Genomic DNA, 20,994 nt, shown 5'->3' with positions numbered 1-20,994 from the left:
GGCGCAAGGGCTTTTGAGTTTCCTCGCTTCAGACAGAGGCTTTTTGAACCTGTTGACAGTCTAACGGACGCTTTGAATGGCAGGCAAGACCGTCGCACAGGGAGGGTATATTGTACAAAAACACTCCACCCACAAACCCTTGTTAGAGGAATGGGTTCGATGGTATTTACGGCAGAGAGTTCTGCCGTGCCTCGATATTCCTCGCAGGTGATACCAATATAGGTGCATTACTGATTTTATTGTCAGTATATGCTCAGGAGAAACCGGCTTTACTCAATACTCGATTTTTTGCGACCTATGTATTGTCTCCAGAGCTGGTATGTTTCAAATTTTTTATGGGCGTCTGATAAAATATATTCAAGTATATTTTTAAGCCGATACAACCAGACTACCGAGTTGATACGCAAAATTTCTTTTCCCTGTCCATCAAAGAATATGATGGTAGGGGCATAATACAGATCCAGTTCGCGTGCCCATTGAGCTGCGGTTATCTTGCGTCCCCCCGGGGTAATGAGTCGGGTTTCAGACTGCATATCCAGCTGGACGACATCCATTTTTTTTAGGTCATCCGTAATAAGGTCTTTACTCAATGGTCCTGCGTGCAGAACATCACAGGCGTGACAGCGTGGCTGCTCGAAAAATACAGCCAATGGTCTGCCGGCAGGGATTTTGCTTCGATCAAGTATATAGGGAGAAGGCATAAATGCCGTGTGCTTGTTGAGTTTGTTCTTGCCGAAACTATCGGCCATTTCGGCTCGTGAAAGATATTCACGAAATGTTTCTTTTTCATAATGCCTGTCACTGACAAATTCGAGCGCAGCGCGAAATCTGTAGGGCGGGTGATAACCCTGCAGTTTGAGAACGATTTCTTTATTGTCATTATAAAATAGCAGAGAAGGAGTGAAGTTGGTTTTATGTAGTACGGAAAATTCCTTTTCCTCGTAGACGTGCCCATCGACCGTGGTGATATTGCGAGAGCCTTTGACATCAATAGCGATCACGTCAAATCTTTCTCGTGTGTATTTGACAATATCCGGATTTCCCCAGTTTATCTGCATGTGTGCCTTGCAATAGGGGCAGTATTTCTGGCCAAAGTAAATAATCAGGCCGTCCTTGCCATCGGCTACTGCCTCATCAATATCATCGTAAAGATCAAGAAAGCTGAGCTTGAACCAGTCGGGAACTGAAACCGGTTCTTCCAGTGGCTTGTCTATGAAACGGCTGATCTGATTTGTTTGCGCCTGCAGGTCGGTAACGCCGGCAAGACAGAGCAGTAGTAACAGGCCCAGAGAAACCTGTCGTTTTGTATTTGCCATTACGGCCTGTGTATTGCTCACTGTTTTACCTTAGTGACATTGTCAGGTTTTAGGGGCAAGTTGTTACTGTCCCTGTCTGTAATAGTAAGTGAAAACCCCTACCTTGCTCCAGAGTGTCCATGAGTTGTTTGGGTTGCGTATGTGTCACTGCAGCCGGCCAACCCGGCTGGCCATGGGCCTCGTCTGGCGGATTTATGCTAGCATCACAATGATGATGCTCAAGCAGTGACAGGGCATGCCGATATACAAGTAACCATATTACAGGTCCCCCAGAGCATGCCAGGTAACAATGCAGAAGATTCCGCTGTTGCAGCACCCTCGAATGTCTATGTCGGTCGCCAGCCAATTTTTGACAGAAAACTGAATGTCTATGCTTATGAGCTGCTATACAGGGCTCAGGGTCAGACGAATAGTGCAGGTGAAAAGTTCGATGGCGAGAAGGCAACCACCACCACGATCATCAATACCTTTATGGAGATCGGCCTGGACCGCCTGGTATTGAACAAATTGGCAGCGATTAATTTGACGGAAAAATTTCTGCTTGATGAGAGTCGCATCCCCTTTCAACCGGGTAGCGTGATTCTTGAAATACTTGAAGATGTCGAGGTGACGCCACAACTTGTTGCCGCAGTCACCCGGCTTTCCAAAGCAGGCTATACCATTGCGCTGGATGATTACTTGTACAAACCATCGCATGCTCCACTTCTGCACCTGGCGGACATTATCAAGATCGATATTCAGGCACTATCCCGTGACGAAGTGCAGGAACATGTCACTCATCTGAAAGAATACCAGGCCAGCCTGCTGGCCGAGAAAATAGAAACCCCCAAAGAGTTTCTGTTCTGCTCGAACCTCGGTTTTGAATATTTCCAGGGTTATTTTCTCAGCCGCCCCCAGATAATTTCTTCCGAAAGTCTGCCGACCAACCGGTTGACGATCATGAATTTGCTTGCGGTATTACATGATCCCGACTCGGAAAATGAGGATCTGGCGGAGGCAATCAATACGGATGTGACTACCAGTTACAAGCTGTTGAGAATGATCAACTCGGCGGCTTTTAACCTGCCGCGCAAAATCGAGTCAGTTCAACAGGGGGTTATGCTGCTAGGTCGGCGCAAGTTGTCAGGCTGGGCATCGATGCTGGCGCTGAGCCAGCTTGACGATCGTCCTGCAGAGATACTGCGTACTGCCCTGACCCGGGCCAAAATGTGCGAGCTGCTTGCCGATGCCGCCGGTATCAAACCTGCGGACAGTTATTTTACAGTCGGTATGTTTTCCGCCCTGGATCTGTTGATGCAGCGGCCACTTCCTAAACTACTGGAACCTTTGCCGCTTAGTGATGAAATTACCAGTGCCTTGCTTTACCACAAGGGGCAACTGGGCGAGGCCCTGAGCTGTGTCATGGCCTATGAAGTGGCAGACTGGTCAAATGTGCAATTTGCCCGGCTGTCAACCGAGGATATCCTGATTGCCAATATCGAGGCCGTAACCTGGTCCAACATGATTATTGATACATTGTAAGATGTTATGGGGACCGCATCCGGTGGCGTGCATAGAGCCCAACGACCAGCATACCAACAAGTACCATCGCGCCGGCCAGCCACAGCTGATAGTCCTCCAGGTTGACCAGCAGTTGATCTGCCCCTTTACCCAGTACGTAGCCGACCCAGGACACACCTATCCCCCAGATCGTTGCGGGAATCAGATCCAGCAGGGTAAAACGCAGATAACTGATACTGGTCATGCCCAGCGCAAAGGGGGTGATGGCACGCAAGCCAAACAGCCCTCGATAGCCCAGAATAATAAGCGTGTCGTGACGCTCAAGCAGTGAGCGAATACGGTTTACCCGTGATTGCCAGCCCGGGCGATGGTTCAATACCTGGCGACCCTTCAGCCGACCAAGCAGGAAAAAGAACTGATAGGTCAGAATCGAGCCGAACACGGAAGCGATCATGACCCAGTGTAATTTCAGTATTTCCTGGTAGGCGAGGAAACCGGCTGTCAGGACGATGGCCTCGCCCTCGACAAAAATGCCAAGCATAACGGCCAGATAGCCGTAAGTAGCGATTGCCGATTCAAGGGTCATGCCGGAAGCTTCTCCATTATCCTGTAATACATGCACAGATTACGAGTTTTCTATCGGGTATGAAACCGTTGCATACACCAGTTTAGCAGGTAAGACCGGGGAAAAACCGGGGATATCCAGGGAGTTCGGTAGTCTGTTTCGAACCGGTCAAATTTTCACAGGCAACGCTTTGCACGCTGCTCAGAGCTGGTAACATGACGGTATCTTGATCAATAGGTTGCATGATTATGTCGGTTTATTTGCTTGTTGATAATGGTTCCAAACAACCTGATGCCACATTGTATTTGCGCTGCCTGGCCACACAGTTGAGCAAACATACGGGCCAGACGATTCATCCTGTTTCGCTGCAGCACGCGGATGCGATATCTGCCGAACAGCTGGACGGTACACCGGCCAAGGTTTTCTCCGAGTTTCTGCGCGGACACCTGGAAGAGGGGGAGCGGGAGTTTGTAGTGCTGCCCCTGTTTTTCGGGCTGAGCCGGGCGATTACCTCGTTCATTCCCGAGGAGGTGGCCAGGCTGCAATCGGAGTATCCGGATTTGAGTGTCAAGTTAGCACCGGTCACCTGGCCTTTACCGGAAGGTGAATCACGCCTTGGACAGATTGTCTTCGATCACATCCGACAGGCTCGCGAAACAGCCGGGCCAGATACCCATGTCGTGCTGGTGGATCACGGCTCACCCAGCCCGAAAATCACCGAAGTTCGCCAGGGCATTGCCCGATTATTAAAGGAACAGCATGCATTGAATGTGGATCAGGCTGTGATGGAGCGGCGTGAAGGCAGGGAATATGATTTTAATGGTGAGCTGCTCGTAAACTGGTTACGTGAACAGGCCGAGCAGGGTGTTACCAGTGTGATCGTGGCCATGTTGTTCTTTTTGCCGGGCCGCCACGCCGGGCCGCGCGGTGACGTGGAAGAAATCTGTGACAGTGTGGTGAAAGATTATCCTCAACTCAATTATCGCATTACTCCTCTGATCTGCGAGCATCCATTGCTGCTCGATATCCTGCGTGATCGAATCGCGACAACGGAACAGTGCCTGTGATGACAAGTTCAGTCAATATGCCATGTTTGTCTGCTATACAGCTTTTAAAAGAGGGTAAGCTAACCTGGTTTTAAGACAAGACCTGGTTAGCCAAAGACTCTAGCCTGTGTCCGGGAGGTATCATGAAAGGATTAACAGCGAATATATTGACACTAATATTAAGCCTCACAAGTACTTCCGTTACAGCGCTGGATGTTAACGGTGTAGAAATCCCGGAGACAGTTCTGCAAGACGGGTCTGATATAACGCTGGTCCTCAATGGCGCGGGTGTGCGTCGCAAGTTCTTTTTTGATATCTATGTGGGGGCGTTATATCTCGCCGAACGTTCGGGAAATTCAATAGAAGTCATTATGGATTCATCTCCAAAGCGTGTCATACTGCACTTTCTGTACAGCGAAATTGAACAGAAGAAAATGCAGTCTGCCTGGCGAGAAGGTTTTGAAGATAATTCAAGTGATGCTGAATTGGCAGAGCTTGATAATGAAATTAATACATTCAATTCAGCTTTCGGTGATACGGTACAGGGTGATGTCGTGGTAATCGATTTTTTGCCGGATAATATGACTCGTGTCGAAATCAATGGTATCCAGAAGGTGAATATCGAAAGCCCTGATTTTCAGCGTGCACTGCTGTCTGTCTGGCTCGGAGATTCACCGGTTGATGGCAGCCTGAAAAGGGGGATGTTGGGTAGAGACTAGCTCTGTCAAATCGATGCACTATTGTGGTCCTGTATAACTCGGCATGATTGGCATAAGAGACAGCCGGTCAACACGATGCTTTGGCCTGATATTAAAAGTATCACCAAAATTATGGCATTGAGGACGCAGGTCAGAAAGGGCTGCATAAACGTTGTACTCGTCTATACTTGGGGTGAGACAAGCCAATAAGTAATATCCCGCGCTGTTCTGCGGTGAATTCCGCAAGGGGGACCATATGACAGCTGCGATAAATACTCCCATAATGCCCGAGCTGGATGAAGACGGCTTGATTGTCGACCCGCAGCAGTGGTCGGAGGAGACAGCCGATATCATAGCGCAACAACTGGACGTGACTCCGTTAACCGATGATCACTGGCTGGTGATTTACAGCCTGCGCGACTATTTCAAAAAGTTCGGTGCCGCTCCCGCGATGAATACGGTTTGTCACCGTCTGGGTAAAGATAAATTCTGGATTCACGATCTGTTCCATAGTTGTCTCAATGCCTGGCGCATATCAGGATTGCCCAATCCGGGTGAAGAAGCCAAGTCATATCTAAGCGATATGTGAATTTCGAAGAAGTTCCCGAATTGTTACTTTATCAAAGGCAGTGGTGTTAAAAGTCTCACCCACTGTCTCTGCTTGCTGTTATCACTTCCATTGAACGGTCAATTAATTCGACATTATCTGTTGAGCGCGGTTGGTGCCTCTGAACCGATTGGTTTATAATTGACCCTATTAATCTTGTGTTATCTGTTTTTACAGAATCCCTCCTGTCCTGTTTAATGTGGTGAGTGGTACATGGCGGATGAGAAAACCGTTGTCAGGCTTTTGCTTTCTCTTGATGATCTTGACGGCGTCGGTGATATTGGATTGCTTGATATCGCGCACGGCGCCAGGATAGAGCGCCTGTACAAGGGCGAAAAACTCCCCGCTGATGAGCATCTGGATCGGCATGTTTATCTGATTGAGGGGGAGGTTAAACTGCTGGCAGAAAACAAGCCTATGGGGATGGTGAGCGAAGGAACAGACCGGGCAAAATTGTCTCTGTTCCGTATTCACACCCACGGTCTTTATGCCTTATGTACCCGTGACTCGATACTGTTATCCCTGGATGAAAGTACCTATAAAAAATACGTGACTCGAAAAAACGAGAAGCGTGACAGTGGTATTCAGGTTGAAGAGTATATGCAGGATGATGAGTCAAGTCTGATCAGGGAGGTCAATGGTACTTTCAATCACAAAGAAGTGGATCTGCCGAGTCTGCCGGAAATAGCTCGTAGAATTTACAAAGGGCTTGATGGTGATGAGCTTTCCACTGACTCAGTGGTCGAACTTTTGCAGGGTGACCCTGCAATGGCAGCCCGTGTTGTTCAGGTTGCCAATAGCGCACTTTATGGTTCCCATAATATAAAAAGTATTCGTGACGCGGTCAGTCGAATTGGTTTTAATAGTATTTATACCATTGTAATGAGTGTTGTGCTACGCGATCTTTATGCACCGCGTGGACATGATATCAGAAAAAGAATGAGGCGGTTTTATCTCCATAGTATCCGTGTCGGTGCTATTGCACATACTTTGTGTTCTATTCTGGAAGAGTTCGATTCAGATTACGCCTTTCTCGCCGGTCTTTTGCATGACATAGGCGTTCTGCCGCTGTTGATTCAGGCGGATAAACGCGAAACATTCGAAAGCAATCCGGACTTGCTGGAGACCATGCTTCGAGAGTTTGGCCCGGGAATGGGAAAACGGCTCCTGGAGCACTGGGAATTTGATCCCGAACTGGCCACAGTTGCGAGCGAATCTGAAAACTGGCAACGGGAACCGGCTTCTCCTGACTATTGCGATGTAATTCAGGTTGCCCAGTTACATTGTGCCCTGTTAGGTGGGGTTAAACTCGATTCCCCGCCGCTTAACCAGCTTCCTGCCTTTGAGCGTCTGGGGTTGAACAGAATTGATCCACTACAGCTTGTCAGGCAGGCAAAAAGTGAAGTTAACGAAGTCATCAGTCTGCTGGCGTGAACCAGTAATATTCTGAGTATCGATGTACACACTCTCTGCCTTTATGATTCTGCAATGAGTTCACATTCCATCTCTTTTAGTAATGTCGCCATTTCATGCCTCTATTACCAATTGTTCTTACACTTTACCTTCTGATGCTACCCGTGACGGCCATGGTCCCGGTGCTGCGCGAGCTGACACTGGGGCGTTATTCTGGTCTGGGAGAGTTTGAACAGCATCTGTTCATGTCAGCGAACATGCTTGGAGCGCTGGTTTTCGCGCCGATTGCTGGTTTGCTTTCTGACTGGTGGCGGCGACGCAAGCCGATCATCGTTATGGCACTCGCTCTCAATGCGTTGTCCCTGTTTATGCTGACATTGAGCTGGGACTATTCGGTTTACCTGTTATGGCGTTTTTTCGAAGGTTGCATGCACATTACCAGCCTGAGCCTTTTGATGGCGCTGGCAGTGGACCAGGCACGGCAACGCGGCACTGGTACGGTCATGGGGCTGGTTGGTGCCTCACTGGGTCTGGGGGTAGCCAGTGGTGCCCCGCTCGGCGGGTTGATTGGTGAGCAATGGGGCGCCGAACGGGTTTTGCAGTCCGGTTTTCTGCTGCTGGTCGGACTGACCCTGTTTGCCCTGCTGCTGTTACAGGAAAAACCACCACAACATGGACACAGCCGGCTGGGCAAGTTACTGCGTGCCTTGCCGCAAAATCGCCGGCTGTTTTTACCGTATGTTTTCACTTTCGTGGATCGTCTCACTGTGGGTTTTATCGTCTCCACCCTGTCGCTCTATCTGAGCAGTGTGATCGGGCTGGGTGCGGCCGTAATCGGTTTGATCATGGCGCTGTTTCTGATTCCCTTTTCCCTGCTGACCTATCCGGCCGGATTGTTGTCGCAACGCTGGAACCCCTTTTTGATGATGCTGGGGGGGAGTGCGGCCTACGGGATCATGCTCACCGCGATCGGTTTTGCTTCCGCGAATGCGATTCCCTGGTTGATGTTTGCCGGCGGCGTGACCGCGTCGCTGATGTATGCGCCGTCGCTGGTGCTGGTGGCCGAGCTTGCCCGACCTCAGCACAGGGCGCTGGCGATGAGCGGTTTTAACTTCGCCGGCTCGCTCGGGTTTGTGCTGGGGCCGCTCGCCGGCGGGGCTCTGCTGGCGTGGTTCAGCCAAACCTCCTTGCCGGCCTATCCCATGGCATTTCTTGTCATCGGCGGTCTGGAGGTGCTCTGCGCCCTGCTGTTTCTACCCTTGGCCCTGCGCTGGTCACGAGCATGACCCGGATCCCGGATCAGTTTGTTCAGGCCTACAGGGCCTGAGGTAGCGGCTTTAGCCCGCTAACTCACCTGTTCCCGGAGCGAGGGAACTCCCCCTTTAATAAGTAAGCTTATTAGAATATTTTCAATTTCTAAGCATCTTGAGGTACCATGCGCGCTGCCCGGCCCGGGCGGTTGTGAGTTACCAGGGAGGTAACTTGTTGTTGTTAATAAGAAAATAGTGAGTCTGTTATGAAACCTACCTGCAACTCCCTGCGGATCGCCGTGCTGGCGAGCGCTTTTGTTTCTATTTCCGCCCATGCGACCAATGGTTACCAGCTGATCGGCATCGGCAGCTATCAGAAGAGCCTCGGCGGGGCCGTCACCGCCAATCCCGGCAGCGCCATGACCGCTGTCTCTAACCCGGCCGGTATGGCGCGGGTCGGTGCCCGGGCCGATTTTTCCATGGAAGCCTTCATGCCGGACCGTTCGGTCGATTTCACCGCCGCCCCGGGGGGCGATGTGGCGGACAGTGCCGTCGATATCTATGGCGTGCCGGCCATCGGCTGGACCGCGCCGACTTCCGAGGGCAGCGAGGTCTATTTCGGTGGCGGGATGTACGGCACCTCCGGCATGGGTGTGGATTACGCGCCGACTACCACGATGACCGGTCAGGACTGGGACGGTTACAGCAATGTCTCCTTCTGGCAGATGGCTCCCGGTTTTGCCTGGAACGTGAATGAGCGCTACAGCGTGGGTGTGACCCTGAACCTGGATTATCAATCCGTGGCGTTTAAACAGCGGGACTCATACCGGGACATCAATTTTGATCTGGCCCGTGGCGCCAGTGGTTTCGGCCTCGGTTTCGGGGTAGGGCTGCTGTACGACGTGAACGATCAGCTGACGGTGGGCTTTAACTACAAGTCCAAGCAGCATTTCAGCCCGATGGAATATCAGCTGGCCGAGGGGGATATCAGAAGTAATGGTAATGACTTTGCCGCCGGCACCTACAAGCTGGATCTCGATTTCCCGCAACAGGCGGCTGTCGGTCTGGCATACCAGGCCAATGACAGCCTGACCGTTTCGGCGGACCTCAAGTGGATTAACTGGTCCGATACCATGGACAAGCTGTCGGTCACTGGCCCCGGCGGATCATTCCCGATGGACCCGGGCTGGGATGATCAGACCGTCTATGCCCTGGGCGTTGCCTACGGTCTCAGTGAGCGGGTGACCCTGCGTGCCGGCTATAACTACGCCGAATCGCCGTTCGGGGATAGCCAGGCGGGGCAAAACCTGCTGCTGCCAGCGATCGTCGAAACCCACTATACGGTCGGTATGAATGTATTGCTGAATAATCACTGGGAACTGGCCTGGCATTACATGGAAGTGCCGGAGAAAACCCTGACCGACTCCACCAGTGGGGCGAAGATCAGCCTTGCCGAGCAATCCTTCGGATTCAATATCGGTTACCGGTTCTGAGTTTGTGTTTGTGGCCCGGATATCCGTGCAATCACCTGCGGATGTCCGGGACAGTCAGCAGAGCAAGTTCAGCACATTTCGAGTGAACAAAAAATAACCCGGCAGAGCCGGGTGTTTAAACATCGAGATGTAATTGTTATTAGTGTACGTTTTTACTGATTAGCTGGCCATGGAGCGAATTTCGTCGATGACCCTGGCTTGTTGCTGGCGACGACGCAGATCTTCCGGATCGGTCCTGCTGGTCGCTTCCTTGAGCAGCGTGTCATTTTCCTGCCGAAATTGCTCTATGGTCGCTTCATCGAACTGAATTTCCTCTCCGGGTTTGACGTGAAGCCGCTCGTAACCCAGTTCATCCATAACATCACCGGCGACGGATTCAATAATCCGGATATCGTCTTCGGACATTTCCTTGACGAATTTTCTGGAATTGGTCGCCATGATGGGCTGTACGACATTTTGCCAGAGTGTGCTGGAGCCAGCAGCGTTCTTGGCCTCGCTGGAGTTATGGAAAGCCAGCATATCTTCCTTGAACTGAATATCCAGAAAAGTACATAACTGCTCGACGATTTCACGAGGCGAGGCGGTCAATTCCTCGTAACCCAGGCGGAAGAAATGAGCAGGACCGATGCGATCGCGTTCAGCCAGGCATAGCCGCTGCAGTTCCGCCCATTGCTGTGCGATGAAGTAGGGGTGTTTGTCGCCAATCACGGCTTTCATGAATGACAATGTGACGTCGCGAGGGTCGCGATGCAGATAGACATACTTCGGATTAGGGAAGTAGTTGTCGAGCTGTTCGGCCCAGCGGATGTTTTGCATGCTTTTGCAGATCCAGCCGCGTGCATTGCGGGCTTCGGCATAAGCATCCATGACGGCACCGAAAACTGCGGTCAGACTGTTTTCCCGGCAACGGCGACGAATGTCATCGCGATCCAGGATGACGCTTTCCCAGGGCACCGGATTGAACTCGACCAGCTTGCAGACGCTGTCGATAAGCTTCATGAAGTTTTTCTCATCACTCAGATCGCCGAACAAATCCAGCAGAGGCATGAAGCGCTGCAGGATATGCGGAGGGTGTGGGCCGGCAATCTCGCCGGATTCGTTAAGGATGAGACGTAACAGGTTGGAACCAGAGCGTTGCTCGCCGACCATGAAAATTGAATCCATCATAACTACTCCTTGTAGTGCAGGTTAATAAAACAGATAGCCAAACAGTCCGGCAGCAGGGATTATCCACACCACATCGAGTTTGAAGCGTAATAACGCGATTAACGAGGCGATGAAGATAAGTGCCGTCGGCCATATACTGGCCACGTCCAGTTCCGCCGTTGGCAGCGCGGGTTTGAGAATGACGTAGGCGGCAACCAGAATCATGCCGATGACACCACAGTGGATGCCACGCATGGCCGCCCGCGTAACGCGAGAGCGCTGGATAAAGTCCAGTGCCTGCGAAGCCGTGACCATGAGAATGGCCGGGGGAGTGAAAATGGCGATGGTGGCAAGCAGTGCGCCGGTAAAGTCAGCCACCTTGTAACCGATGAACGTTGCACTTATCAGAATCGGGCCGGGTGTAATCTGGCCCATGGCAATGCCATCGGTAAATTCCTGCTGGGTGACCCAGCTGTAGTCCAGTACCACGATGCTGCCGATGATCGGGATGAAAACAAATCCGCCACCGAAAAGAATCAGGCTCATACTGGCGAAAGTCAGAGTCAGCAGCAGCAGACTGTCGCGCTCCAGCGGCAGCGGGACGAACCAGAGGGCCACCAGTGAACCAAGGAGGGCGAGGGTTATGCCGAGTTTCTTCAGAGAAACGGGCCGGCCGGGTGTTTCACTGCCGGCATTATCCCCGACCTTATTAATGAACAGACGGTGTCCGATCAGGGCAAACAGGGCAATGAGTGTAATCGGGGCGTAGACCTTGTATTCATTCGGAGTCAGGAACATGACTGTGGCGGCGATCGCGGCCAGAACGAGTTCGGGCAGGCCGGTTATGGTTTTCTGGCCCATGCGCCAGACCACGCTTAAAACAATAGCAGCCACTGCCGGGATAAAACCCTGAAAGGCTTTTTGTACACCAGGAACCTGGCCATAATTGAAATACAGATAGCTGAGGGCCAGAAGCAGGAAAAACGAAGGGAGGATCACGGCAGTGGCGCTCACCAGAGCGCCAAGCGGACCACGCAGGCGATAACCGACAAATGCCACGACATTGACCGCCATCGGCCCGGGTAACAGATTGGCCAGGGAAATCCCATCCAGCATTTCCTTGTGCTGTAGCAGCTTGTGCCGTTGTACGATAATGGTTTCGACAACGGAAATCAGTGCCATAAAACCGCCAAAGGCGACACTGCCAATCTTCAGGAATGTCCAGAACAGAAATGCCAGTGATACATTGTCACGGTCTTGTGTTATGGGTGAGTCTGTTTCAATACCGGTTGGTGTCTGTGGTTCAGTCACCTTGCGCATAATCCTTCCCTTGTTGCTTGTCAAAAAATGAGCCCGGCTTCAAGAAGCCGGGTTGCTGATGCTTGTTTTTAAAAGATTTACTTAAGAAAAAAATGCTCAATGATGTAATCTTTGAGCATCATCTGACAGGTTTCAGTGTCATGCTTGCTGGTATCGATCAGTAAATCCGGGTTCGGCGGGGGCTCATATGACTGGCCGATGCCGGTGAAATGTTCGATTCCGCCGGCCATGGCTTTCTTATAGAGCCCCTTTGGATCGCGATCGATACAGTCTTCGATATCCGCCTTGATGTATATCGTATGAAAATTATGACTGACGACCTGTTTGACGAAATCCCGGGTCTGCTGTTGTGGTGAAATCAAAGTAGACAGCACAATGTGCCCCGAACTGGCAAACAAGGAGGCGACTTCCGCGACCCGACGCAGATTTTCCTGCCGGCCTTCAACGGAAAAGTCGAGGTCCGAGTTCAATCCGGAGCGCACTGTATCGCCATCGAGAATGGAGACCAGATAACCGTATTTGAATAATAATTTTTCAACGCCAGTGGCAATGGTGGATTTGCCCGAACCGGACAAGCCGGTCAGCCACAATACACCGCTTTGATGCCCGAACCGCTCGTTACGTTGCAGGCGTGAGATTTTGCTACCATCGGGGAAAATATTGTTCTGGGTTTGGAGCGGGCTGACCGCTTCTTTCTTAACTACGCAATCCATCATTCACATCCTCTGTTGCTTGTGGCCGGTACGAGAGTCGCGTGGGGGGCCCGCGTTCCCTGCTCTGGAACAAGTCTAGGTAAGCTAACCGGATCTTTGTGTGACTGGTAAGGACGAAAACTGTGACCCTGCTCGCAGTATTTGGTCGTAGTTATGCCGGAACGGTCACAATGGATTGCCACTTCGTTTGTATCGGGATCATCAATCTGGAACAGAGCAGGTCGTCTGAACGGAGGTGTTTAATTAATAGCCAATATTTCCCTGCAGATTTAGAGTCAGAGCTGCAGGGAACCAGTCCAGTAATGAGGTGAATTGTGGGGTTTTTAGCAACAGGGGGTTTATGGCGGCATTTTTGCGCCAGCTCAATAGAAAAACATTAATATATCAATATCATGCAAAGAGTGAGGAGCAACCCGGTGGCTACTACGCCCGTCGTCAGAAGGGTGAGAAGGTGCTCGTTTGTGTCATGTCATCGTAGCTACAGATCCCGAATGCCCGTGTGCGATGCCGGTCTGTAATCCCTTTTCCCGGTGAGGGTGATTTGTTAGCATTTAACTACCCCCCAATCCTCAAAGCCGGAAGTCCTGATGCGTCATTATGCACGTTACCTCGTCCTTGTGGGACTGTTGCTCGCCATTGGCCTGGTACTCTTTATTGCAGGCGCGCCCAGAATCGTGATTGTCGGTATCGTACCCCAGCATTCCTCCACCGTACTGTCCCGGCAATGGAATCCGATTCTGCGTCATCTGAGCGAGGAAACCGATTACTGGCTGGTTTTCAGGCCGGCGCCCAGTATTCCGGTATTTGAAGAGCGCCTGTTCAATGGCCGTTATGATATTGCTTACATGAATCCCTATCATTATGTGGTGGCCCATGAAGAGGTTGGCTACCAGGCTTTCGCTCGACAGAAAAACGAGCGTATTCAGGGAATTATGGTGGTACAGCGAGACGCGCCGTTTAACAACCTTGCGGAGCTTGGCAACCGGACATTGGCCTTTCCCTCGCCGCACGCTTTTGCCGCCAGCATTCTGACCCGGTCCCATCTCAAACAGGCCGAAATTCCGTATAGCGCGAATTACTTGAGTTCCCACGACAAGGTTTACCGCAGTGTTGCCTACGGTCATTATCCGGCCGGTGGCGGTATTATGCGTACCCTCGATCAGGTCAGTCCTTCTATACGTCAGCAGTTGCGGGTTTTGTGGAAGTCCAAAGAATATACGCCACATGCCATAGCCGCACACCCGGATCTGCAACCCGATTTTCTCTTTCAGTTGCAAAAAGCGATGGTCAGGATGTCACAGTCCGACAAAGGCAGAGAGTTGCTTGCCGGGGTTGAATTTGAAGGTATCGTTACCGCACAAGATAGTGACTGGGACGATATTCGTGAATTAGATGTGAAAGCTGTCACGAACAATCCAGTTCGTTAAAGCATCAGTGCTACCAGAAAGAAAACCGGCTGGCTCTTACTACAGATTGTGTTTGACAGGTCATCCAGCCAGCGTCTGTAATAAAAGTCGCCAACAAATGTAGATTCCGAAGTAACGTGTTGATTGTACTTGTTCGGTCAGCTATGTTGAGATTTTAAATCTAAGCCAAACACTGCTCATTTGGGTGATTTTATATGAAAAAAGTGACGCTCGGCCTCGTTACCCTGGTAGTGATTGCGATTATTGCCGGTATTATTTATGTACTGACTAACCTTGATTCTATCGTCAAGGCGGCGATCGAAAAATACGGCTCTCAGGCGACGCAAACTACCGTTCAGGTAGACAGGGTGAGAATCAAGCTGCGCGAAGGCGATGGAGCCATCTTCGGACTCACGGTCGCCAATCCAAAAGGCTTTGAACTGCCACATGCCATCACCCTGGGTGAGACTGGTCTCGGGATTGAGCTCAAATCGGTCCGGGCAGAGCCTTATGTGATTAACCATATAACGGTGCGTGAACCTGAAGTCTTCTTCGAAGTCAACGCGGACAACAAGACCAATCTGAACGAACTGAAAAAGAACCTTGCTGCCAGTCAGCCTTCCGCAAAGCAAGATAAACCTGCAGATAAGGCGTCCGCGGAACCGCGACTGATAATCCGCCGACTTACCTTCGAGCAGGGTCGGGTTGATGCGAAAGTGACGCCTCTCGAAAAGAATTACGAGCTTGAGTTACCCAATATTAATATGACCAACCTGGGGGGCCGCCAGGGTGCTACGCCGACCCAGCTGGCCAGGGAAATATTGCAACGACTGATGGATGCCGCGAAAGAGGCGGTCAGGAGAAAAGGTATTGATGCCGAACTGGACAAGCTCAAGGCCGGCGCGAAAGCGCGGGTGGAGGAAGAGAAGACCAGGTTGAAGAATGAGACGGATAGCAAGCTTGAGGAAGAGAGGAAAAAGGCAGAAGACAAGCTCAGGCGCTTATTAAATTAGTTTGCCGAAAATTCATGGCAGCTCACAGGAGCTCATAAACTGAAAATGGTTTTTCTCCGTTTGGTTAAACTGACGCCGCTGATGCTTGCTCTGGTTGTTTCGGGTGCCATGGGTGCGATTTCCAGTGCATCAGGTACGGAACAGCCTGCGGTCGATTTCGCGTTGATAAAAGATTATGCGGATTTTTCGCAAGCCTCCTACCAGGGGAAATCGCGGGTTGATGAGGTTGGTGGCTCAAAGCAGTATCATCTCGTCCACCATGGCGCCATTCCAGAGCTCGCTGTTACCTTCTATTTATTGAGAAACGATAAGGATAAATCTCAGGTAGTTGTAGTCAGAGGGACATCCAATATTGAAAATACGTTGCTCGATATGGATGTCAAGCTGGTAACTGACGCACATGCAGGCGTCCGCCTGCATCGGGGATTCTCCCTGGCCGCTGAGAAAATATATCGTGAAATCAAGTCGCAACTAAAGCCCGGTTACACCGTCAGCGCCACTGGTCACAGCCTGGGAGGTGCGGTGGCCCTGATTCTTGCACTGTACCTGGATATTGATCAGTTCGAAGTGATGCGGGTTGTCACCTTTGGACAGCCAAAGGTGACCAATCTTGCAGGGGCCGCAAAATTCAAACACCTTAAGATTCTCCGTGTGGTCGCCTCCAACGATCTTGTGCCATTGGTGCCGCCTCTGGATCCCATGGATATTAACGATCTGGATATATACTGGCATATTGGCATGGAAGTGATTCTGCTTGCTGATGATCGCTATGCGATTCTGGATGCGACTGACAGTATGTTGCGTGTTATTGGATTCACCAGGCAGCTACCTTCCGAAAGTAACCTGAAAAACCATCAGATGAGATATTACTTGTCTCTCCTGGAATCCAAACTGCCTGTTGCAAGGCGTGAATCTTTTGAACTCGATTTAAACCTGTTCAACCTGTTTAACGGTGCGCCAAAAGAGGGGCGTACCATGGAGTAACACTAATTATAGTACCTTTATGCCTTTGGCATTCTTGCTAACATACGGATTACTAATTGAATTACCGTGGTGCGGGGGCAGTCAGGTTTTATCAGGCATCGTGGTGCACTTCAATGGCACAGGCCGGCGGTAACAGGAGGTTGTCGGCACAGGTTGTGGGATAGCCATAGAATTCCCGAACATAGCGATACAGGCTCCTGCTTTCTTTGCACAAGTTGTGTTCCAGTCGCTCCATGCTACGGCGCGCAAGCTGACGGGCCTTTGTGGGTGGCAGATTGATGGTAAAACGACGCCCGTCACTGTGAAAACCGGCCGCCAACAATACGCGACGCAACCTGTTCCAGATGTCGTGGACTTCGTTATGGGGATGATTATCATAGTCGAGGTCGACTTCAATCGTATAAAGCATGGTGACTTCCTCACTGAATTTGCCTGCAGCCTATCAGGGGGAACTGAATTGAGGCTGAATACGCTCGGCAATGCAGTGTGGAACCGCCTGGGAGACAGGTCCGGTGTCTGGCGATATATCGGCGATTTGGGGTGTCGGTATTAACCCGGTGGCGTATCAAGCAACTCGACACTGACCTGCATATCGCTGAAAGTGGCCGGCGGGCCGAACTGGGTGTAGATCGCCACATCCGCCGCATCGCGGCCATAGGCCACGGCGAGACGGCCGCCGCGCAACGTACTTTCGGTCGGATCGAAGGTGTACCAGTGGTTGTCCACATAGGCCTCGAACCAGGCATGCATATCCATTGGTTCCAGTGCATGCAGATAGCCCACCACCAGGCGTGCGGGGATACTGAGCGCGCGGCAAAGGGCAATGCCCAGATGAGAAAGATCCCGGCAAACCCCCTCGCCCTGCAGATTGACCTCGGCTGCCGAAAGCGGAAATGCGCTGGTTCCCGGTGCATAGCGAATCGATTCGCGTAGCCATTGGGTAATCCGGGCAACCTGATCGTAGCCCAGCGGCAGCCTCTCTACTATTTCCCTCGCCATAGTGCCGAACTTGTCGGATTCACAGTAGCGGCTGGGCAGCAGGTACATGAGGACATTGTCGGGCAGATTGGGGATTTCGACGAAGCCACCGCCCGGGGCTTCTTCCAGGTTGTCACGGGTAATGACATCGGTGGAGGTACGTACGTAAAACTCCCCGGCCGGCGCAATCAGGCGTTGGCAGAGGTTACCAAAGATATCCGTATACTCCTTTACCGGCACAACGGGGGCAAAGGTATAACTTTCCCGGGCGATCCACTGCCACAGCCCGCTGCGGGCACGAAGCATAAGAATCAGCGGCGTGGGATAGGCCAGCTGGAACTCAAGATTGCAGGTTGTTCGCATCCACATACAGGAGCCTCAATCGGATTGGGCGGACTGAATTGACTCGCCTTTGAATAGCGTAACAGGGAGAGTATTCCAGGGATAGCAATCGCTAACTTCTTACTTTAATTGATGGTATTCCTGGCACGGCTCTGTCCTGTGGATCGCGGTTCAGGGTTGGGAAATATCCTTTGAGTACTTGAATGATCGCTCAACTATAGCTACAGTGAAGTTAGTTGTTGAGCGATCATTCATGAATGACGCTCTCACCGAAGGATCCAACGAAAGGAGGTTTTTATGGCTGATCAGGAACTGGATGCGAAAGGTCTGAACTGTCCGCTACCGATTCTGCGCGCCAAAAAGTCGATTGCCCAAATGGAATCCGGTCAGGTGCTGCATATCGAGGCCACCGATCCGGGTTCGGTCAAGGATTTTGAAGCCTTTGCCAAGCAAACCGGTAATGCACTTCAGGAGTCGCGAGAGGAAAACGGGACGTTCCACTTTTTGATTCAAAAGGCCTGAGGGCAGGAGGTTAACCATGAGTGATGAAAAGAAACTGGCGATTATCGCCACCAAAGGCACGCTGGACTGGGCGTATCCGCCGTTTATTCTGGCTTCCACCGCCGCGGCGCTGGGTTATCAGGTGCAGATATTCTTTACTTTCTACGGCCTGCAACTGCTGCGCCGGGATCTGGCTTTGAAGGTTTCGCCGCTGGGTAACCCCGGCATGCCGATGCCGCTGGGCATGGATAAATGGTTCCCGGTACTGGGTACGGCGATCCCCGGCATGCAGTCCATGATGACCTCGATGATGAAAAGCAAACTCAAGAGCAAGGGCGTGGCCAGTGTGGAAGATTTGCGCGAGATGTGTCTTGAATCGGATGTGAAAATGATTGCCTGTCAGATGACCGTGGATCTGTTTGACATGGAACAAAGCAGTTTTATCGACGGTATTGAATATGGCGGCGCGGCGATGTTCTTCGAATTCGCCGGCGAGTCCGATATCTGCCTGTTCACCTGAGCCTGGCTTCAGTACAAGCACTGCCCATCATCAAATGACGGGCAGTTAATACATTGACGTTAAAAAGGATGAATTATGCGCACGAGGTATCAAGTGGCACTGCCTGTCGTCCTGTTCGCTGCCCTGGCGATGCCACCGGTGGCGATGGCGGATGAATCCGTCCCCAGCTACGAACAGGCGCGGGAGCAATTTGAAGACAAACGCCGGCAAAATGCGAAAGGTCCCAAGCTGAGTTCTGAAGACCGGCAGATCATGCAACAGGCCGGTGAGGATCTGGCCGCCAGCATGCCGGATCCGGGACTCGAGGTGGGCGCGCAGGCACCGGACTTTACCCTGCCCAATGCCTTTGGCGAGTCAGTCAGCCTGTACGAGCAGCTGGAAAACGGGCCGGTCGTGCTCGTTTTCTATCGCGGCGCCTGGTGTCCTTACTGCAATCTTCAACTGCATACCCTGCGCGAAAGCCTGCCGGCGATCGAAGCCGAGGGCGCGCAGTTGATCACTGTAACACCGCAGAAGCCGGACAAGTCGCTGGAACAGGTCAAGGAAGACGATTATCCGTTCGAGATTCTGAGCGATCTGGATAGTTCGGTGATGAAAGCCTACAACCTCTATTTTGAGGTGCCGATGGAGCTGGTTGATGTCTACCGGCGTAATTTCGGACTCGATCTGGCCGATTATAACGGCGATGGCCGCTATGTGCTGCCGGTGCCGGCCACTTATATTATCGACCGCGATGGTGTGATCCTGGCGGGCGCCGCCGATGTGAACTACAAGGAACGGATGGAACCGGCCGCGATTGTCGAGGCTCTGAAACCGCTTTAACTGTTACGGCCTGGCTCAATGTCGGGTCGGGCCACCCAGGGCGAAAAACAGGTTGTCGATGATTTCGTGCAGCTGTGGCGCATCGGGGCGGGTCTTGTGATAGACGCGCAGTCCGTAGATGCCGGCAATCAACAGGCGTGCCAGTGCCTGCGGATCCCGGTTGGGATCCAGGTCGCCACGGGATTGTGCCTCCTGCAATACGCGCGCAAATTCGGTTTCTACCTTGGCAAACATGTCACTCACACGCCGGTTGATCTCCGTATCCTCGGCCGGTGTTTCAAGCAACGTGTTGACCAGCAAACAACCTTTATTGTCCGGGTCGCACACCATCTCCTCGATCAGCATATCGAAAAAAGCGCGCAAGCGTTGCAGCGGCGGATCGTCACTGTGCAGGCAGGACTGGATCCGCTCGCGGATACCACTGAAGTAAGCATCCAGCGCGGCGATAAACAGCGCCCGTTTGTTCTGAAAAGTACCGTAGAGACTGCCCGGTTGCAGGTGAGTCGCGGCGGTCAGATCCTTGACCGAAGTGGCGTGATAGCCCTGGCGCCAGAAAACACCCATGGCGCGGCGCAGGGCTTCATCGCGATCGAATTCGATGGGACGTGGCATTATTCTGTCTCACTAATCTGGGTTAAACACGCAACGATTCATTTTCAGGCTATTTAAAGGATAATAGCAATACTTGAACAATCATTCAAGTATTGTCATACTGGGTCAATGTTGAATAGCCACTCAAAATCAGCCAGGAGGCCCCATGACTCAGTTTACTTTTCATGATGAAAATTCCGCGCCACAAGCGGCCCACCCGTCCATGCTGCAGGCCAAAGAAGCGTTTGGCTTTGTTCCCAACCTGATCAGCGGCATGGTCAATTCGCCGGCGCTGGCCGAGGGATATCTCACACTCTCCGGACTGTATGCCAACAGTCATCTGACACCCCAGGAGCAGCAGGTTGCTCTGCTGGCGGTCAGTCGCTATAACGGCTGCGATTACTGTGTCTCCGCCCACTCCATGCTTGCCGATATGGCGAAGGTCCCGGCGGATGCGATTGCAGCACTGCGTGAGGATCGACCCATTGACGATCCCAAACTCGAAGCCCTGCGCAGCTTTACCGCCAAAATGGTGGACAAGCGTGGCTGGCTGAGTGAGGCGGACATTCGAGAGTTTCTGGATGCCGGTTTCGAGATGAAACACGTGGGCGATGTCATACTGGCCGTCGGGATCAAAACCCTGAGCAATTACTTCAATCACATTGCGCAAACACCGCTCGATGAGGCGATGAGTGAATTTGCCTGGGAACATCCCGACAAGTAAATTCGACGATGGCGACGAATCATACGCAATTCCCTGAACTGACAAG

The 20,994-nt window shown here is 51.8% G+C and carries 22 protein-coding genes; 14 read left to right on the top strand and 8 right to left on the bottom strand.

The genetic code is table 11. The annotated features are described in order from the left end of the window. Positions 1-269: 269 nt before the first annotated feature. Positions 270-1,337 carry a thioredoxin family protein gene (locus tag RI563_RS05150; protein WP_310693283.1) on the bottom strand — a complete coding sequence of 356 codons (1,068 nt, stop codon included), beginning with the start codon at positions 1,335-1,337 and terminating at the stop codon, positions 270-272. Between the two features lie 255 nt (positions 1,338-1,592). Here RI563_RS05150 and RI563_RS05145 point away from each other — a divergent pair, with 255 nt between their 5' ends. After that, positions 1,593-2,837, top strand: a complete 1,245-nt coding sequence (locus RI563_RS05145) for an EAL and HDOD domain-containing protein (protein ID WP_310693282.1) — start codon at positions 1,593-1,595, stop codon at positions 2,835-2,837. 4 nt (positions 2,838-2,841) lie between these two features. Here the strand turns inward: RI563_RS05145 and RI563_RS05140 are convergent, their stop codons facing one another. Continuing rightward, positions 2,842-3,402, bottom strand: coding sequence for a DedA family protein (locus RI563_RS05140; protein WP_310693281.1), 561 nt, complete (start codon positions 3,400-3,402; stop codon positions 2,842-2,844). Positions 3,403-3,623: 221 nt separating this feature from the next. Here RI563_RS05140 and RI563_RS05135 point away from each other — a divergent pair, with 221 nt between their 5' ends. The 6 genes from RI563_RS05135 to RI563_RS05110 all read left to right on the top strand — a co-directional run bounded on the left by RI563_RS05135 (position 3,624) and on the right by RI563_RS05110 (position 9,888). Further along, the gene (locus RI563_RS05135; protein ID WP_411293565.1) at positions 3,624-4,448 is read left to right on the top strand and encodes a sirohydrochlorin chelatase; all 825 of its coding nucleotides are present in this window, start codon (positions 3,624-3,626) and stop codon (positions 4,446-4,448) included. A gap of 122 nt (positions 4,449-4,570) precedes the next feature. Then, complete coding sequence (locus RI563_RS05130; protein WP_310693279.1) at positions 4,571-5,146, top strand: chalcone isomerase family protein; 576 nt, start codon at positions 4,571-4,573, stop codon at positions 5,144-5,146. 235 nt (positions 5,147-5,381) lie between these two features. Further along, entirely contained in the window at positions 5,382-5,714 is a 333-nt protein-coding gene (locus RI563_RS05125; RefSeq protein ID WP_310693278.1) for a TusE/DsrC/DsvC family sulfur relay protein, read from the top strand. Between the two features lie 231 nt (positions 5,715-5,945). Next, positions 5,946-7,166: an HDOD domain-containing protein gene (locus RI563_RS05120; RefSeq protein ID WP_310693277.1), complete on the top strand. Its 1,221-nt coding sequence runs from the start codon at positions 5,946-5,948 to the stop codon at positions 7,164-7,166. A 95-nt stretch (positions 7,167-7,261) separates the two neighbouring features. Beyond that, positions 7,262-8,431, top strand: coding sequence for an MFS transporter (locus RI563_RS05115; RefSeq protein WP_310693276.1), 1,170 nt, complete (start codon positions 7,262-7,264; stop codon positions 8,429-8,431). Positions 8,432-8,661: 230 nt separating this feature from the next. Continuing rightward, positions 8,662-9,888, top strand: a complete 1,227-nt coding sequence (locus tag RI563_RS05110) for an OmpP1/FadL family transporter (RefSeq protein WP_310693275.1) — start codon at positions 8,662-8,664, stop codon at positions 9,886-9,888. 159 nt (positions 9,889-10,047) lie between these two features. Here the strand turns inward: RI563_RS05110 and RI563_RS05105 are convergent, their stop codons facing one another. The 3 genes from RI563_RS05105 to cysC all read right to left on the bottom strand — a co-directional run bounded on the left by RI563_RS05105 (position 10,048) and on the right by cysC (position 13,070). Further along, complete coding sequence (locus RI563_RS05105) at positions 10,048-11,055, bottom strand: sulfotransferase (RefSeq protein ID WP_310693274.1); 1,008 nt, start codon at positions 11,053-11,055, stop codon at positions 10,048-10,050. 21 nt (positions 11,056-11,076) lie between these two features. Continuing rightward, positions 11,077-12,354 (bottom strand): chromate efflux transporter, encoded by a 1,278-nt coding sequence (chrA, locus tag RI563_RS05100; protein WP_310693273.1) that lies wholly within the window; start codon positions 12,352-12,354, stop codon positions 11,077-11,079. Between the two features lie 77 nt (positions 12,355-12,431). After that, positions 12,432-13,070 carry an adenylyl-sulfate kinase gene (gene cysC, locus RI563_RS05095; protein WP_310693272.1) on the bottom strand — a complete coding sequence of 213 codons (639 nt, stop codon included), beginning with the start codon at positions 13,068-13,070 and terminating at the stop codon, positions 12,432-12,434. Between the two features lie 584 nt (positions 13,071-13,654). On the opposite strand from cysC, the gene RI563_RS05090 reads away from it, so the two are divergent. The 3 genes from RI563_RS05090 (at position 13,655) to RI563_RS05080 (ending at position 16,470) form a co-directional block, all read left to right on the top strand. Continuing rightward, positions 13,655-14,494, top strand: coding sequence for a phosphate/phosphite/phosphonate ABC transporter substrate-binding protein (locus RI563_RS05090; RefSeq protein ID WP_310693271.1), 840 nt, complete (start codon positions 13,655-13,657; stop codon positions 14,492-14,494). Between the two features lie 194 nt (positions 14,495-14,688). Next, positions 14,689-15,486: a hypothetical protein gene (locus tag RI563_RS05085; protein ID WP_310693270.1), complete on the top strand. Its 798-nt coding sequence runs from the start codon at positions 14,689-14,691 to the stop codon at positions 15,484-15,486. Positions 15,487-15,531: 45 nt separating this feature from the next. Beyond that, positions 15,532-16,470, top strand: a complete 939-nt coding sequence (locus RI563_RS05080; RefSeq protein ID WP_310693269.1) for a lipase family protein — start codon at positions 15,532-15,534, stop codon at positions 16,468-16,470. Positions 16,471-16,561: 91 nt separating this feature from the next. On the opposite strand, the gene RI563_RS05075 is transcribed toward RI563_RS05080, so the two are convergent. Together RI563_RS05075 and RI563_RS05070 are read right to left on the bottom strand one after the other, a co-directional pair. Continuing rightward, positions 16,562-16,879 (bottom strand): hypothetical protein, encoded by a 318-nt coding sequence (locus RI563_RS05075; protein WP_310693268.1) that lies wholly within the window; start codon positions 16,877-16,879, stop codon positions 16,562-16,564. A 140-nt stretch (positions 16,880-17,019) separates the two neighbouring features. Next, positions 17,020-17,817, bottom strand: coding sequence for a transglutaminase family protein (locus RI563_RS05070; RefSeq protein WP_310693267.1), 798 nt, complete (start codon positions 17,815-17,817; stop codon positions 17,020-17,022). Between the two features lie 270 nt (positions 17,818-18,087). Between RI563_RS05070 and RI563_RS05065 the strand changes: the two genes are divergently transcribed. The 3 genes from RI563_RS05065 (at position 18,088) to RI563_RS05055 (ending at position 19,633) form a co-directional block, all read left to right on the top strand. After that, positions 18,088-18,312, top strand: coding sequence for a sulfurtransferase TusA family protein (locus RI563_RS05065; protein ID WP_310693266.1), 225 nt, complete (start codon positions 18,088-18,090; stop codon positions 18,310-18,312). Positions 18,313-18,328: 16 nt separating this feature from the next. Then, on the top strand, positions 18,329-18,811 hold the full coding sequence (gene dsrE2 / locus RI563_RS05060; protein WP_310693265.1) for a sulfur carrier protein DsrE2: 483 nt from the start codon (positions 18,329-18,331) through the stop codon (positions 18,809-18,811). A 75-nt stretch (positions 18,812-18,886) separates the two neighbouring features. Beyond that, complete coding sequence (locus RI563_RS05055; protein ID WP_310693264.1) at positions 18,887-19,633, top strand: peroxiredoxin-like family protein; 747 nt, start codon at positions 18,887-18,889, stop codon at positions 19,631-19,633. 15 nt (positions 19,634-19,648) lie between these two features. Here the strand turns inward: RI563_RS05055 and RI563_RS05050 are convergent, their stop codons facing one another. Further along, positions 19,649-20,245, bottom strand: a complete 597-nt coding sequence (locus RI563_RS05050) for a TetR/AcrR family transcriptional regulator (RefSeq protein ID WP_310693263.1) — start codon at positions 20,243-20,245, stop codon at positions 19,649-19,651. Positions 20,246-20,390: 145 nt separating this feature from the next. Between RI563_RS05050 and RI563_RS05045 the strand changes: the two genes are divergently transcribed. After that, the gene (locus tag RI563_RS05045) at positions 20,391-20,948 is read left to right on the top strand and encodes a carboxymuconolactone decarboxylase family protein (protein WP_310693262.1); all 558 of its coding nucleotides are present in this window, start codon (positions 20,391-20,393) and stop codon (positions 20,946-20,948) included. Positions 20,949-20,994: the final 46 nt, after the last annotated feature.

The organism is Thiohalophilus sp. (assembly GCF_031581315.1).
Lineage (GTDB): Bacteria > Pseudomonadota > Gammaproteobacteria > UBA6429 > Thiohalophilaceae > Thiohalophilus.
This window is presented reverse-complemented; position numbering and strand designations above follow the sequence as displayed.